Consider the following 14,395-nt stretch of genomic DNA (forward strand, 5'->3'; position numbering starts at 1 on the left):
TTCCTCTCAAAAACCGATGCTGAGCGCCGGCGGTGTTATCGTCGGGCTGGGCAGGTCGAGCGCGGGGGTCGCGATCCCGGCACCTGCGTCCAGATCGATCAACTGGCCGGGCGACAGCCGCAGCGGATCCTCGATCCCGTTGGCGGCGGCGATCCCCTTCCAGTCGGACTGGCCGTTCTTCGCCGCCATCCCCTGCAGCGAGTCGCCCGCCTTCGCCTGCGACATCGGCGTCTGGCCGGGCGACGACGGCACTTTCCCGTCGCCCTTGAACTGCGACACCAGGATCTTCTGCTGCCCCAGCGTCAGCGTGACCTGCGCGCGCAGCGGCTTTCCGTCGGGGGAGAAGAACTCCAGGCTCTCCTCCAGCGCCTCGACGATGCCGTCGAACAGGAACGATCCCCACACGAAGCGCGCCGCGGGGGGCACCATCTTCTTCTTGTCCTTCTTGTCGGGCGTCGGCGTCATGAAGAACACGACCTGCTGGGTCAGCCGCCGCACGTCGTCGACCGCATTCTCGGTCATCGCGGTGACGTCGAACCACAGGGTCAGCCCCAGCTTCGTGGTGCCCGCGCCGACAAACTGCCGCCCGGTGTTGCCCGCCGCCTGATCGCCGCCCTGCGGCTGCACCAATTGATTGGCGAAGGTGACCTTCAGCGTTTCGGGATTGAACTGGACGCTGAGCTTTTTCCCGCCGGGCTTCTCCTTCTTGAAGTCGGCGTCGAGCTCGATCAGCTGGGCCTTGGCGAGCTCGGTCATGCCGCCGCCTTTCCGGGCACGAACTTGAACGATTCATACGCGATCTGCAGCTCCTCGACCGCGATCGCATTGCCGGTGGCGTTCAGCGCCGGGGCCTTCATCTTGATCGGGACGCAGCGCGCCAGCTGGAAGCGCGCGCGCTCGCCGGTGCCGTCGGGGGCGAGCAGCACGACCTCCGCATCGGCGCGCAGCCGCGGGTCTTCGACCGAATCGCGGAACCACGTCCATAGGTCGAAATTGGCGGTCATCCCGCGTTTCAGCGTCAGATTGGCGTAGCTGACCGGGCCGTTCACCCGGATCGCGCGGCCCGGCGCGCCGCCTTCCTTCAGCGTCTTCACCTCCATCGTCATCTCCAGCCCGTCGCATTCGGCGAAGGCGCATTCGACCAGCGGCTTGCCCTGCCCCGCGCGGTGGATCTCGACCGCGAAGTTGAACGCGATGAAGGGATAGGGGCGCTTGACGGGGTCGGGCATCTACCGCTCCTCCGCGACGGTGAAGCGCTCGCCCGCTTGCGCCAGCACCAGGGTGAGGAAGCGCAGCGGCGACGACGGACGCACCGCGATCTCGATCACCAGCCGCCCGTTCGCGCGGTCGCTGTCGGTCGGGTCGACGGTGAGGCGATAGCTGTCGCTGCCGCCGGTTCCGGCGAACGCGCCGCGCCGCGCCAGATCGTCCAGCGCGTGACCGAAGATGCGCTCGATCGCGCGGCGCACGACGTCGCCGTTGGGCTCGAACACGAACGCCGCGCCCTGCCGCACGCTGAGGCGGCGCAGCAGGCTCATCAGGCGGCGGACGTTGACTTCCTGCCAGTCTGGCTCGGTCGACAGTGTCATCGCGTCCGACGAAACAAAGCCGCGCGCATCACGCCGCACCAGATTGAGCCGCGCGCGTGCGAACGCCTCGCGGTCGGCGTCGATGATCACCGGCGACAGCGCGACGATGTCGTCGATCGCGATGTTGGCGGGCGCGACCCACGCGCCGCGCTCGCGCGCGCGCTGCGCGAAGGTGCCGGCGACCGCGCCCTCGGGCGGCGCGTCGATCAGCAGCGGATCGGCCGCCCCGCCCATCGGGGTCACCAGCCACGGGTGATAGAGCGCACCATAGGACAAGGCGCGGCGTTCGTTGTGCGGCAATGCTGCAGTCAGCGCTGCGACATGTCCGTCCGCGTCCGCCGCCCGGAAATGGCGCGGCGCGGACAATAGCGCGAACTGGTCGCCGATCGCCGCGCAGGTCCGCAGCAGCGCGGCATGGATCGTGCGCAGCGTGGCGGGATCGAATTGCGCGGCGGGCGTCACTTCCCATGCGCTGTCCTCGACGCGGAATCCGGTGACCGACGCGGCGCTGATGTTTCCGTCCAGTTCGGCGTGCAGCCGGTAGTAATAGCTGCCCTCACGCGCGATGCCGACGCGGTGGGTCAGGTCCGTGCCGCGCCAGATCTCCACCGCGCCCGACAGATCGGCGCGTCCCGCCTCTTCCAGTACATAGGTCGCGCCAGCGTCCGACGCCGACCAGCGCAGGTCGATCGCGCCAGGCCGCTGCCGGGGGTTGATCGGCGCGAACACCGGCGTCGCCAGCAGCCGCGTGGCGCAGTCGAGAAAACGTCGTGCGTCCGGGGCGGCCAAGTCGGGCGGATCGGCCGGGACGGCGCACGATCCCAGATGGTCGCGCCACGCCGCCGGGGCCTCGCCGGGCTTCGGCGCGGGCGGGACGAACGGGTCTTCGATGCGCCGCGACCAACCCGGTTGCGCGGCGTCGGGGACGGCGATCATGCTCGGCTCGGCGAAATCCGCGCCGCCGGGCACCGCGAACGCGCCGTGAAGGCCGTGCAACTGCAGGCCGTCGATGTCGCGCATCCGCGCCGCCGCCTCGCTTAATGTCGCGATCGACGCGCTCGCCAGCGCGGGATCGAGGAACAGTTCGGCATCGAAGCGCGAGAGGCCGTCGCGTTCCAACGGCGTGCGGGGATCCGGATCGGGGCTGACCGCTTCCGACCACGTATCCCCCAGCGCGCCAAGCATCCACACTTGCGGCGCGCCGACCGGCGCGACCAGCGACCGCGCCTGCGCGACCGCTGCGCTATCGGCGTAGTGAGACTCGTCGTCGCGCTCGTTCCACCAGCTGTCGGGGTCCGCAGGCGACAGCCCGAACGGACCCACGATCGCACTCGTCCCACGCAGATCGGTGCGCAGCATAAGCCGCGGGCGGCCTGCGCTGCGCTCGACGCGCACCGCCACGCGCATCGCATCGGCCCAACTGCCCAGACTGCTCGCCGCGATCCGCGCGGGACCGCCGTCGGCCGCAACCACGCCCGGCAAGGTGAAACGGCGCGTGCTGGCCACATCGTCGGGCCGATACGCCGACCCGCGCCAGCCGCGCTCCAGCGCCTCGGTCCGCGCGACGCGGATTATGAATGCGCCCGTGCCGCCGTTGGAGAAGAACCCGCGCACCGCCGGGGCCAGCGCCGCCATCGCATCGCGCCCGCCGCCTGCGGAATCATGCGCCAGCGTCACGTCGCCGCCGAAGACCGCACCGAATGCCGCCACGCTGTCGATCGCGACCGGGCGGTGGACCGGGCCGCGCTCGGCGAACCCGGCGAACAGCGCCACGTCCATCCGCGGCAAGGCGTCGGGAAGCGCGGGCGGCGGAACCTCCACCGCGATGCCGGGCAAAAGGCGGCGCGCGTACACCGCTTATTCCATCTCTAGCCGTTCGTAGGCGAGGACCATTTCCTCCATCGCCACGTCGGATCCCTTCGCGTTGAACGGCCCCATCGTCGATTTGATGATCCGCGCGCGCAGCAATTTCCACGTCACGACCGCGGCGGAATGATCCTCATTCTGCAGCGTGACCTTCACCGTCCGCATCGCATTCTGGTTGCCGTTGCGGATGTCGTCGAGCCACTGGTACAGGTTCAGCGATCCGATCACGCCGCGCTTCATCGTGACGTCGGTCGACTTGTTCATGCCGGTGATCTTCATCACCGAATTCTCGCGCGAATTGCCGGTGCGATATTCGGATACGGTCACTTCCATGCCGATCCCGGACAGCTCCTGGAAACCCGCGGTCGGCCCCTCGGTCTGGCCGTCGCCGATATCGACGAGGAAGTTGAACTGAACGTACGGACGGTCGCGGACGACGGCCATGACGGGTCTCCTCAGATTTTACGGTCGGCGGTCCACTGGCCGATGCGGAAGATGACGAATTCGGCCGGGCGCAGCGCCGCGACGCCGACCAGGCAGATCAGGCGTCCGTTATCCAGATCGTTTTGCGACATCGTCGACCGGTCGCATTTGACGAAGAACGCGCGCTCCGGCTTGTCGCCCAGCAGCGCGCCGTTCTGCCATTCGTTCAGCAGGAAATCCTGGATCGTCGAGCGGACATTGGCCCACAGCAATTCGCCGTTCGGTTCGAACACTGCCCACTGCGTGCCCTTGTCGATCGAGCGTTCGAGATAGGCGAAATAGCGCCGAAGATTGACGTATTTCCATTCGGGATCGCTCGACATCGTGCGCGCCCCCCACAGCCGCATCCCGCGCCCTTCGAAGAAGCGGAAGCAGTTGATGCCTTCGGGGTTCAGCACCTCCTGATGCGCCTTGCTCAGCATCGTCTCGAACCCGATCGAGAGCGTCACGACCTCGTTCGCGGGCGCCTTGTACACCGCGCGCTCGATGTCGTTGCGCGCGTAGATGCCGGCGACGAAGCCCGACGGCGGATAATGGTTCTCCTGCCCCGTCAGCGGATCGAGTACGCGCACCCACGGGTAGTAGAATGCCGCGTGGCTGGAATCATACAGCGCGCGCAACGCGCGCACCTCGGAGATGGTCTGCGCGCGTGCGCAATCGACCACCGCGATGCGGTATTTCATGCGCTCGCAATGCCCGATCAGATTGGCGACGATCGCGCGCGATTCGGGCGTCTCGGTCACCATCGATCCCGGCGCGGCGACGATCGAGATGTCCTCCAGCGCCTCGAACGCGACCAGCCCGGACGAGCGGTTCGTGGTCGCGTTGGTTTCCCCGGCATAGGCCGCGGGCGTCGGGATCGCGCCGTCATTGCCGCGCGTCAGCCGCACCACCACGCTGCGCGCGGCGCTGCTGCTGTCGGGGTTCAGCAATGCGTCGTCAAGCGCCTGCTGCGGCGGCGTGACCGACAGGTCGTGCAGTTCGCGCAGGTCGCTCAGCACGTCCAGGCCGGTGCCGGTAATCTCGGTGACGACGATCGGGATCGTCCGCGCGCGCGACAGGCTGGCGGGCGTTTCCGCGAAATAGGCGAACATCGAATCCGGCGCACCGGCGCGCTGGTGCCGCCGGTCGAGCGGCAATTCGGTCGCGACGAAGGTCGGCAGGTCGCCGGTCGCGGGTTCGACCGTCACGGTCATCGTCACCAGCCGCACGTCGAGCGGATCGTTGGCTGGATCGGCGGGCGCGGGGAATTGCGCCGCCAGATCGGTCGCGGTCGCCAGATTGTCCGACCCGGTGCTGAGCCGCCAGAGGCGGTTCATCTCGTCCCACAAAAGCAGCCGAAACCCCGATACCGGCGCGCCGACCCACACGATATCGCGGGTCGCGCCGCCCTTCAGCGACACCGTCCCGTCGGGATTGCGCGCCAGCCGGTTCTGCCCCGCCGACAGCGTAAAGGTGACGCGCGCGTCGCCCGCACTGCCGGGGAAGCGCGCGCGCACGCCGAAATCGAGCCGGTCGGGGGGCGATGCGCCGCCGGTCGCGGTGTCGGCGACCGCATAGCCGTCGAACGGCGTCGCGCTGCTGGGCGTGAAGGCGCGCGCGACATAGGCGCGCTTGCCGCCCTCCTCGAAGAACGCGCGCACCGCATTCCACATGTAGTTGTCCGATTCCCCGCCGCCGTCGGAGAAGTTCAGCCTAGTCCGCCCACCATAAGCGCGCTCGAATTCGACCAGGCTGGTCACGATCTCGGGTTCGATATCGATCGGGCCGTAGCGCGTCGCGCCGACGAAGCCGGTGGTGGTGGTGGATACTCCCTCGATCGATTTGGCGCGGAAGGAGACTTCTTCCACGAAGACGCCGGGGGCGAGATATTCGGGCATCAATCCTCTCCTTCGATATTCATGACGTCGCCATCACGACGCTGGATGACGGGCCGCCGGGCGTCGCCGCGGTGCGCACCACCAGCGCGCGGCCGAAGCTCAGCAACTGCGAGGGGAGCGGCGACCGCGGCGGCACGGTCGATTCGAACAGAGTGCGCGGATGCGTCAGTTGCCCCATCAGCGCGGCGAAATCGGGCGTCGCCGCGGGATCGAGCGCGTTCCAATACGCTGCCAACTCGATCGACCAGCGAAAATCGGTGATCGCGGGCGGCGACGTCGCTAGCGACGGTCGCGGCCGATCGGGATAGGCGAAGAACAGGATCACGCGTCCCTGCGCGTCGGCTTGCCCGATCGCACGGACAATTCCGCCGTGCGATGCGGTCAGCAGCGCCCAGGCGGCAGGAGCACCGGTATCGTCGCGGAGCAACTGGCAGCGCACTTCGGCCAGCGGTCCGGGCGCGATCCGTCCGGCGGCGGAGAACAAGGGCAAGGCATCGCGCATCACGGCGGGCGGGCTGGCGTCGTCGGTGCGGGTCAGCGGCGCGAGCAGCGCTTGCGGCAACCCCGCCCAACCCGGCCAGTCGACGATCCCGCGCATTGGCAGCGCGATCTCCACGTCGAGCGGCAGGAACCGGCCGAGACGGTCAGTGACGGACACCCGGCACGGCTGCGCCAGCGCGCTCCAGTCGGGTGTCTCGGTCAGCACATGATCGGCGAACCCGGGAAAGCGATGCGCGTACCACACGCTCTTGCCATTGACCGTCAGCGCCGCCCGTCGTGCGGTGTTGCGCGTCGAGGTGACGGTCACGTCCAGCCCGTCCGGCACCGGCGATCCGGTCGCCACGTCGAGAAACCGGAAACCGAACGGCGCGGGCCGCGTCACGCGTTCCAGCACGCGAACCGCGCTCATTGCAGCACGCCCATGTCGAAATCGCGTTCGACGACGACCGGGAACTCGTCGAGCGAGACGTCGCTGTCGAGCAGCAGCATCCGCATCGCATAGGTCGCCGATGGCGGCATCTGCTTGATCCGGTCCCACAGGCTCAACTGGTCGGCGATCGCCAGCGGATCGTTGACCAGATCGAGCGATTCGATCTCCGCGAACGTGTCGCTCTCGGCGAGGAAATGGTTCAGCTCGCTCGCGACCAGCGGCCCCAGATCCTGCATCGCGCGCAGCATCCAGCCGAGCAGCCGTTGCTGCCGCTCGGCCTGTTCGGCGAACGGCACCAGCAGATAGAACAGGTCAATCGGCAGCGACGGTTTGAAGCGGCGACCGTGGATATCGGTGCGCGGACCCAGCGCGCGCCGCGACACATTCGGTGCGACCCGCCACAGGCAGATCGCGATCCCCTCCTTCATCGGATCGCCGAAATCCTTCGACTGGTACAATTCGACGTTCAGCGGTCCGCCGAAATCGCTGCCGGGAAAGCGGTCGCGCAGCAAGCCCTGCATCGTCGCGCTCGCCGCGGCGATCGCGCGATAGCTGGCCATCAGTGGCGCTCCGCCGCGGCGCGCGCCAGGCGGCCGATCGAGTCGCGATCCAGCGTCACGCGCTCGGGCTTCAGCCGCACCAGCGACCCGTTGCGCCCGTCATCCGAAATCAGCAGGACGCTGAGCGCGGGATCGGCGAAGATGTTGTCGATCGTCGTATCGACGCCCGATCGCGATTGCAGGACAAGCAGTTCAGCCTTCGACCGGCGCGCCGCCGCCAGCACGTCCTCACCCGGCGCGCAGCGGCCGACGACGATGGTGTCGCGCTCGCCTAGCATCTGTTCGACGATCTCGCCGAGCATCCTGGGCATCGGGCCGAATTGAATGCGAGTCGCAATGTTTGCCCCCTGCAATGCAGACCTCAGGAGTGTCGTTGCGCCGCGCCGCGCGGTCGATTGCCCGATCGTCCGGAAAATGGGGGCGGGTGCCGGACTGGACCGCCGGCGCTCAGGGTGTCTGCGCTGCCGGAACAGGAGCGCGGCGAGATAGCGCGCCGACTCCGCGGATCGAACCGGCAATGGGCCATTCGGCCCATGCCATCCGATCCGCACCGCCCGCCGCCGCACGGCGAAGCGTGGCCCGGATCGTCCGGCGCGTGCGCGTGCGACTTTACCGGTTTGCTTTATCCATGTTAATTTGGCCGTGTCGCACAGCACGCCGCTTGTCCTTGTACGGACGCACCGACGATTCGAGAACAGAACACGCTGTCCACTGCAGTAGAGTTTGCATTCCGCCATGTGCGGAAAGCCCCCGCGTTCATGATCGATCAGTCACGGGCGAGGGGCATGCGGGGAGTTTGGGCGATGATTCACGATCCGCCGGATGGTGCTCGGCGAGCGATCAGCTACCGCGTGCTCGTCGTCAGCGATGTGCTGCTGTACCGTGAAGGCGTGGCGGCCGGGCTCGCGCGGATGGGACGGCTGTCGATAGCCGGCACCGCCAGCGGCGACGAGGCGATCGGATCGATCGCCTCGGTGGAGGTCGATGCCGTGCTGCTCGACGCGTCGTCCGCGGAGGCGCTGACCGTCGCGCACGCGCTGAAGACGCTCAGGCCCGAAGTCCCGATCGTCGGCTTCGGCATCGGCAATGAAGCGAACAGCCTGGCGGGCGCAGAAGTCGGTCTGGTCGGCTTCGTCCACCGCGACGGGACGCTTTCCATGCTGGCGGAAGCGGTCGAGGAGGCGATCGCCGGCCGTCTGGGATGCACCCCCGAACTCGCCGCGATGCTGTGCCGGCGCGTGGCGGCGCTGGGTTGCGGCGCGCCGGAGGCCCCGACGCCGCTGACGCGGCGCGAACGTCAGATCGCCAGCCTGGTCGCCGACGGGCTGTCGAACAAGGAGATCGCGATCGAACTCCACATCGGCCCCGCGACCGTCAAGAACCACATCCACAACATCCTGGAAAAACTCCGCGTCCGCCGCCGCGGCGCGATCGGCAGCCGGTTTCGGACGGGGCACGTTGGTGCTGCAAGAGGATCATGGGCAGACGCGTCGGCGGAACGGGTGACGTAACCTCCCCGTCACTTAGCCTCGCTCAACCGCGCCAGCCGCCGCCCGGTGACGGTGACGGTGGCGCGGATCGGGGGGTCGCCGCCGTCGAAGCCGACCTTGCGGAAGCCTGCAGCGATCTCGGCTTTGCTCTTGCTGGATGCACCATCTGAAACAGAAATCACGGCAGTCGGAACGCCGGCCCGGACCAGTCGATCGGCGATGTCGGACCCATAGCTCGAATAGCTGCGGCGCCCCGTTCCTTGCTCCTCGATCAGGATCCTGACCCCGCCATACAACGCCCGCGTCGGGGCTGCGACCTTCTGCGCAATCTCGAAATTGCGGACGACCTCGGCGATCGCAGCCGCTTCGGGCGGGTCGCCGTAAAAGCGGGTCACCATCGACGTTTCGACATATTCCGGATCGTCTGTCGGCGCCGGCGACGGCGAAGTCTGCGGCGTATAATCGTCCGTCGTCGGTGGTTGCTGCTGCTGCTGCTGTTGTTGTTGTTGTTGTTGTTGTTGTTGTTGTTGCGGGGGCGGTGCGGCCTCCCCTGGCGGTTCCTTCGACGGCGCGGGGTTCTTGCTCGGCCCCTTCGTCGGCTCCTCCCAGCCGCCGCCGGTCGAACCGGAACCGTTCGGGTCGAAATTCGGGGGCAGCAGCGCCTCCGGCATAGGCTCGGCGGCGGGGGGTGCATTCGCGTCTTGCGTGGCGTCCGTGGCATTCGCGACCAGCGCGTTGGCGGCTTCGTCGGCAGCTGCTGCTGCAGCGTCGGCTGCTGCGGCCGCTGCCGCATCCAGATCGCTTCCCTTTCCTTGACCAAGCGTATCGGCCGGTATCTCCAGCGGCACCTCCGCCGCCCTGAACGGCGGGACCGCAATCGCAATCCCGACCATCGCCGCCACCGCCAGCACGGCGGCGCGGATCGCGCGGTCGGCCCACAATGGCGTCAGGCGGTCGCGCAGCGGCTTGGCGACCTCCAGCCCGAGTTGGTCGGGCGGACGATCGGCGAGCGCGTCTATCAGCAGCCGGTCGGCCAGTACGCTCGACGGGCGGCGGCGCAACCAGTCGAGCAGCTTCGCACGCCATCCCGCATCCTCGCCCAAGCCAAGGTCGATCTGCGTCGCGCCGCCCGCCTGCGGCACCAGGAACGCCTGGATCGCCGCGGTCGCCGCGGTCAGCCGGTCGGGTTTGAGCCGCCGGACCAGCATCGTGCGCAGCCAGTCGGGCATCCGCCCCTCGCGCATCCACGGCAGCCGCGCCAGCCGCAGGAAGCGCGCTTCCTCCAGCAGCGGCTTCCCGGCCTTGTCGGTCAGCACCGCACCGAGATGGACGGTCAGCCCCGGATCGACGTAGGGAAACAGCGCGACCGCACAAAGCCATTCGAACCCCGCGCGGTCGAGCCAATCCTCCAGATCGTCGACCAGCCCGCTGACGATCACCGGATCGGGCGGCGTATCGGCGACCAGGATTGCGCGGTGCTTCGCGAACCCGGTCGGCAGATCGACGCTCTGCCGATTGCCCGCGGTCGTCGCGACAGGCACGCCGGAGAGGTGGTCGGCATAAGCGGACAGCCCCGCGCCGCTCATTGCGAACGCATTCAAGCCGCGCCGCGCAAGCCACAGTTCGTCGGCGTCCCAGTCGCCGCGCGGCCGCGGATCGAGCAGCGCGGGCGACGCGGTCAGCGCCAGCGTGTCGATCCAGTCCGACGCGGCGTCGCGCGCCGCGCATTCGAAGCTTTCGACCAGCAGTAACGTGTTGGCGCGGTCATGCCGCGCGATCACGCCGGACAGCGATTCCACCTCCCGCACCGCGCCGCGCTCGATCCGGTGCAGCCGCCGCGGGTCGCCGAGGAATTCGAAATGCGCGGTGGCGATCTGCTCCTCGCGCATCCGCGCCGACAGCAATCCGCCGAGCCAGGCGAGGTGGTCGCGCGGCGATTCGCGTTCCGCCATCACCAGATATTCGGGACTTTCCGGCCGCGTGCTGAAGCGGAGGTCGGGGCGGCCGCCGGTGGCGATCGTGGCCTCGATCGTGGCGGGGACGTCGAGCGCCCGGCTCGGCACCGGACGATGCCGCCGCAACCGCCGCAGTGCCCGCCGCGCGAGCGGATCGCCCAGCAACCCCTCCGGCCCCGCGGCGAACGCCAGCGTCAGCGATCGCTGCGGCGCGGGCGCGAAATCGCGGCGCAATTCGCGACGGCGGCGGAGTTCGGTCAGGATATACCAAGCGGCGGCGAGCGGCGGAATCGCCAGCAGGGCGATCCCCAGCCACACCGGGTGGTATTCGATCGTCATCGGTATCGGTTCGGCGGACGGCGCCGCTTGCGGTGGCGGCTCCACGGCGATCGCGTTCATATCGACATTGCCGAGGTCGGGGGGCGTATCGGGCACCTGTGGCCACAGCATCGCCGCCAGCGCCGCGAGCACCACGGCCAGGACGACGAACGCCGCGATCGCGATGGGCCGTCGCCACCACGGCGACACGTGGTTTTCTTCTGTGACCTCCGATGCGCGTTCCCGAACCGGCGCGGGCGGGTCGCTATCGGCGACGCGCTCGACCAGTTGCAGCGCCGGGCCAGGCGCCGCGCAGAGCTGCAGGAACTGCGCCCGCTCCTCGCGCGAACTGCACAGCGCCGCGGCGAGCCACTGCATGATGCGCGGATCGTCGGGCGCAACATCCCTCGCGCTTACGGTCAGCCGCAGGCTCTCCAGCCGCAGCCGCTCGCTCGTCCCCATCCGCATCCGCTGCGCCGCGACCAGCGCGCGCGCGAACAGGTCGACCGCTGGAGTCGCCTCGGATGAAGGCGCAAGCGCAGTCGCCATCGCAGCTATCCCGCCGGGGCCTGACGCAGGGCCCGCAGTCCGACGTCCAGATCGTCGCGCGATTTGAGCAATGCGCAGAGCGTCCGTTCGATCGCGCCGGGTTTCGCCGTCATCTGCTGCGCCAGCGTCTGCGCGGGCGACAGGCGTTCGCGCGCCAGCAGGATATCGACCCAGGCGAGCAGTTCGGCGGTGCCGGGACGCTTGCGCACCTGCGGATCGTCGTGGACGCTCAGGAACACCGACACCGCGCTGCCGACCAGCGGGCTTTCGGGAGTCAGCGGCGGGGTGCCGGGGGGTACGTCGAGCGTATCGCTGACGATCCGCGCCAGTTCCGCCTCGCGCGGGAAGGGGATGTCGAAATAGGCGCAGCGGCGCAGGAACGGTTCGGGCAAGGATCGTTCCGAATTGCTCGTCAGGATGACGATCGGCCGCCGCGATCCGGCGGGCACCATCACCCCCAGTTCGGGGATCGCGAAGCGCATCGTCTCGATCTCGGCGAGCAGGTCGTTCGGCGTGTCGCGCGGCGCCTTGTCCAGTTCGTCGATCAGCACGACGCAATGTTCGGGCGCGGCGCTGGCGAACGCGGCGTCGCTTGGCACCAGCATCCGTGCGGTCGGGTCGCTCTTGATGATCGCGCCGCCGAACGCGCGCACCATCGCCTCGTGCGACAAGGGTTGCCCAAGCATATCGGTCAGCTTCCCTGCGCTGCCCCCGCCGCGCAGGATCGCCAGGCCGAGCGCGTTGAAGCGGACATAGTCGATCAGCGGCCGCACCTCTCGGCTGCTCGCATCGCGGAACCGCGCGACCTCGTCGAAACTGTAGAGCAGGTCCGATCCCGTCGTCCCCGACTTCACATTGTAGCGCAGCAGCGGCCGCCCGAGTTCGGCGGCGAGCCAGTAAGCCGCCTGCGTCTTTCCCGTCCCCGGTTCGCCGGTCAGCAGGAGTGGTACGCCCAGGAGCATCGCGACGTCCATCGCCTCGACCAGGCCGTCTGCGGGGCGATAGGTGTCGATCCGGCGATGCGCGTCGGCCAGCGGCGGGCGCAGCGTGAACCCGCCGCCGGGCGCATCGTCCGCCGCGCCGTTTTGGATCGCCAGAAATTCGGCCATCGCCAACTCCCCTTTTCCCCTCGCAAATCAGGCGAGTTGCCTGATCCACTTCTCGACCTTTTCCAGCCGGAAGCTTTCTTGTTCGGGCAGATACCCGCTCGCGTTGCGTTGCACCGCAGCGACGGCGGCTTCCTCCAGCCCCAGCTTCGCGCCGACCTGCTCGACCCAGTTCTCGACGAAATCGCGTTCGAAATCGCGCAGCCGGTCGGTGCGTTCGATCCGGCGGATCGCAGCCTTGCGGTTCACCTCCGCGTCCAGATCGCGATAGAAGCGCTCCAGCCGCGCATCGGGCTCCGCCGTGCCCGCCTGCAGCTGCGTCTTGTCGAGCCGGATGATGAGGAAGTGAATCAGCGGCTTTTCCAGCGCGGCGGCGCTGATCCGCGCCAGCATGTCGGACCATTGCTGCAGCAGCAGCACGTGCCGCTTGCCCCAATATCGCTGATCGACCGTGCTGTAGAATACGGCCGGGGCCAGCCGTTCGTTCAACCCGGTGCGCAGCGCGTCGTCGTCCGCTTCGTCCGCGCCGACGTGAAGTTGCAGCCGCCCGATCATCTCGTCGAAGCGTTGCGCGACGTCGAAGCGTTCCTCGGTCGGCCAGCCGATCTCATAGGCGAAGATCTTGGCCGCCTTGAACCCCTGTTTCTCGAAGAACGGTTTCAGGTGGTTGCGGATGCGGTCGCGGCATTGCGGCGGCAGATCGTCGTCCAGCCCGGCGATCGCGCAGACGAAGCCGCGCCGCGCCTGTTTCCAGTTCACGTCGAAATAGCGCGAGAATTGCACCACCTGCTGTTCGCGATCGAAGAAGTCGAATTCAGCGAGCATCCGCTGGTTGAGCGGTTCGGCGATCGGCGCGATCGCAGCGGGTGCGGCCTTCGCCGGATCGGCCGCGATCGCGCCGTCGTCGAAATTCCACACCCGGCGCAGGATTTCGATCGGTATGATAAACCCGGATTTCGCCCCCTGTTCCTCGACGATCAGGCCGATCAGCCCCTGCGACCCGGCAAAGGCGGCGGTTCCCGAACAGCCGGGCCGGATCAATTGGTCGTCCTCTCGCCCCGACACGAACATCCGGTTGGGTTCGCTGTAATTCCCCGTCCGCCCCTTCAGGTCGACGTTGCGCACGACGAACGCGCCCGCCTCCTCCTCGAATGCGCCTAGGCCAAGCCCGGAGAAATCGAGATCCTCGGCCAGATCGCCGCGGTACGCCGACGCGATCACGAAGCCGACCGGAAAGGTCGATCCCGGCGCAAGTTCGAGCACGCAGATGTCGCGCCGCAGTCTGGCTTCCGCCGTGCCGTCCGCGGTGGGCTCGACCGGATAATATTCGCTGACCGTCATCGTCGCGCGCGCATCGGCGAATCCGCTGAACCGCGCGTCGATTGCCGCGCCGACGCCGATCGACCCCAGGCAATCCTCGACGACATGAGTACACGTCAGGACGTGGCGCGGCCCGCAGATGACGCCGCACCCGTGCAGGCTGCCGCCCGCGTCGGCAAGGCGCACCTGGCAATTGAGACGGTCGATCGCGATCATCGGTGTCCGGCTCCAGCGGGCGGGTCCAGCGGGGCTATGATCCTACACCAAAACGCCCCCATTGTTGAGAAGCGCACGATCGGAAGCGCGCCGCCAGCCACCATTTGGAGGCATATGGCAATTATGGCGTAA

At 68.3% G+C, this 14,395-nt stretch carries 12 protein-coding genes; 1 reads left to right on the plus strand and 11 read right to left on the minus strand.

The genetic code is table 11. The features are described 5' to 3' along the window. Positions 1-6: 6 nt before the first annotated feature. Genes M0208_RS11545 through M0208_RS11580 form a run of 8 tightly spaced genes read right to left on the minus strand, consistent with a single transcriptional unit; the run spans position 7 to position 7,620 of the window. Positions 7-756, minus strand: coding sequence for a LysM peptidoglycan-binding domain-containing protein (locus M0208_RS11545; RefSeq protein ID WP_258891847.1), 750 nt, complete (start codon positions 754-756; stop codon positions 7-9). Next, positions 753-1,229, minus strand: coding sequence for a phage tail protein (locus M0208_RS11550; RefSeq protein WP_258891848.1), 477 nt, complete (start codon positions 1,227-1,229; stop codon positions 753-755). The genes M0208_RS11545 and M0208_RS11550 overlap by 4 nt, the downstream gene beginning before the upstream one ends. Then, a complete protein-coding gene (locus tag M0208_RS11555) occupies positions 1,230-3,443 on the minus strand; it encodes a hypothetical protein (protein ID WP_258891849.1) in 2,214 nt (737 codons plus the stop codon). A gap of 3 nt (positions 3,444-3,446) precedes the next feature. Beyond that, positions 3,447-3,899 (minus strand): phage tail protein, encoded by a 453-nt coding sequence (locus tag M0208_RS11560; protein ID WP_258891850.1) that lies wholly within the window; start codon positions 3,897-3,899, stop codon positions 3,447-3,449. An 11-nt stretch (positions 3,900-3,910) separates the two neighbouring features. Beyond that, positions 3,911-5,818: a phage tail sheath subtilisin-like domain-containing protein gene (locus M0208_RS11565; protein WP_258891851.1), complete on the minus strand. Its 1,908-nt coding sequence runs from the start codon at positions 5,816-5,818 to the stop codon at positions 3,911-3,913. Between the two features lie 19 nt (positions 5,819-5,837). Beyond that, a complete protein-coding gene (locus M0208_RS11570; protein ID WP_258891852.1) occupies positions 5,838-6,728 on the minus strand; it encodes a hypothetical protein in 891 nt (296 codons plus the stop codon). Further along, a complete protein-coding gene (locus M0208_RS11575) occupies positions 6,725-7,309 on the minus strand; it encodes a DUF4255 domain-containing protein (RefSeq protein WP_258891853.1) in 585 nt (194 codons plus the stop codon). The genes M0208_RS11570 and M0208_RS11575 overlap by 4 nt, the downstream gene beginning before the upstream one ends. Beyond that, complete coding sequence (locus tag M0208_RS11580) at positions 7,309-7,620, minus strand: hypothetical protein (RefSeq protein WP_258891854.1); 312 nt, start codon at positions 7,618-7,620, stop codon at positions 7,309-7,311. Before M0208_RS11580 ends, M0208_RS11575 begins: the two co-directional genes overlap by 1 nt. A 492-nt stretch (positions 7,621-8,112) precedes the next feature. Between M0208_RS11580 and M0208_RS11585 the strand changes: the two genes are divergently transcribed. Then, a complete protein-coding gene (locus M0208_RS11585) occupies positions 8,113-8,820 on the plus strand; it encodes a LuxR family transcriptional regulator (RefSeq protein ID WP_258891855.1) in 708 nt (235 codons plus the stop codon). A gap of 8 nt (positions 8,821-8,828) precedes the next feature. Here the strand turns inward: M0208_RS11585 and M0208_RS11590 are convergent, their stop codons facing one another. From M0208_RS11590 to M0208_RS11600, 3 genes are read right to left on the minus strand one after another with little or no spacing between them, the layout of a single operon-like run. After that, entirely contained in the window at positions 8,829-11,621 is a 2,793-nt protein-coding gene (locus M0208_RS11590; protein ID WP_258891856.1) for a hypothetical protein, read from the minus strand. 5 nt (positions 11,622-11,626) lie between these two features. Next, positions 11,627-12,730: a MoxR family ATPase gene (locus M0208_RS11595; protein WP_258891857.1), complete on the minus strand. Its 1,104-nt coding sequence runs from the start codon at positions 12,728-12,730 to the stop codon at positions 11,627-11,629. A gap of 27 nt (positions 12,731-12,757) precedes the next feature. Then, positions 12,758-14,263 (minus strand): hypothetical protein, encoded by a 1,506-nt coding sequence (locus tag M0208_RS11600; protein ID WP_258891858.1) that lies wholly within the window; start codon positions 14,261-14,263, stop codon positions 12,758-12,760. Between the last annotated feature and the right edge of the window lie 132 nt (positions 14,264-14,395).

The sequence above is a fragment of the Sphingomonas sp. SUN019 genome (genome assembly GCF_024758705.1).
Lineage (GTDB): Bacteria > Pseudomonadota > Alphaproteobacteria > Sphingomonadales > Sphingomonadaceae > Sphingomonas.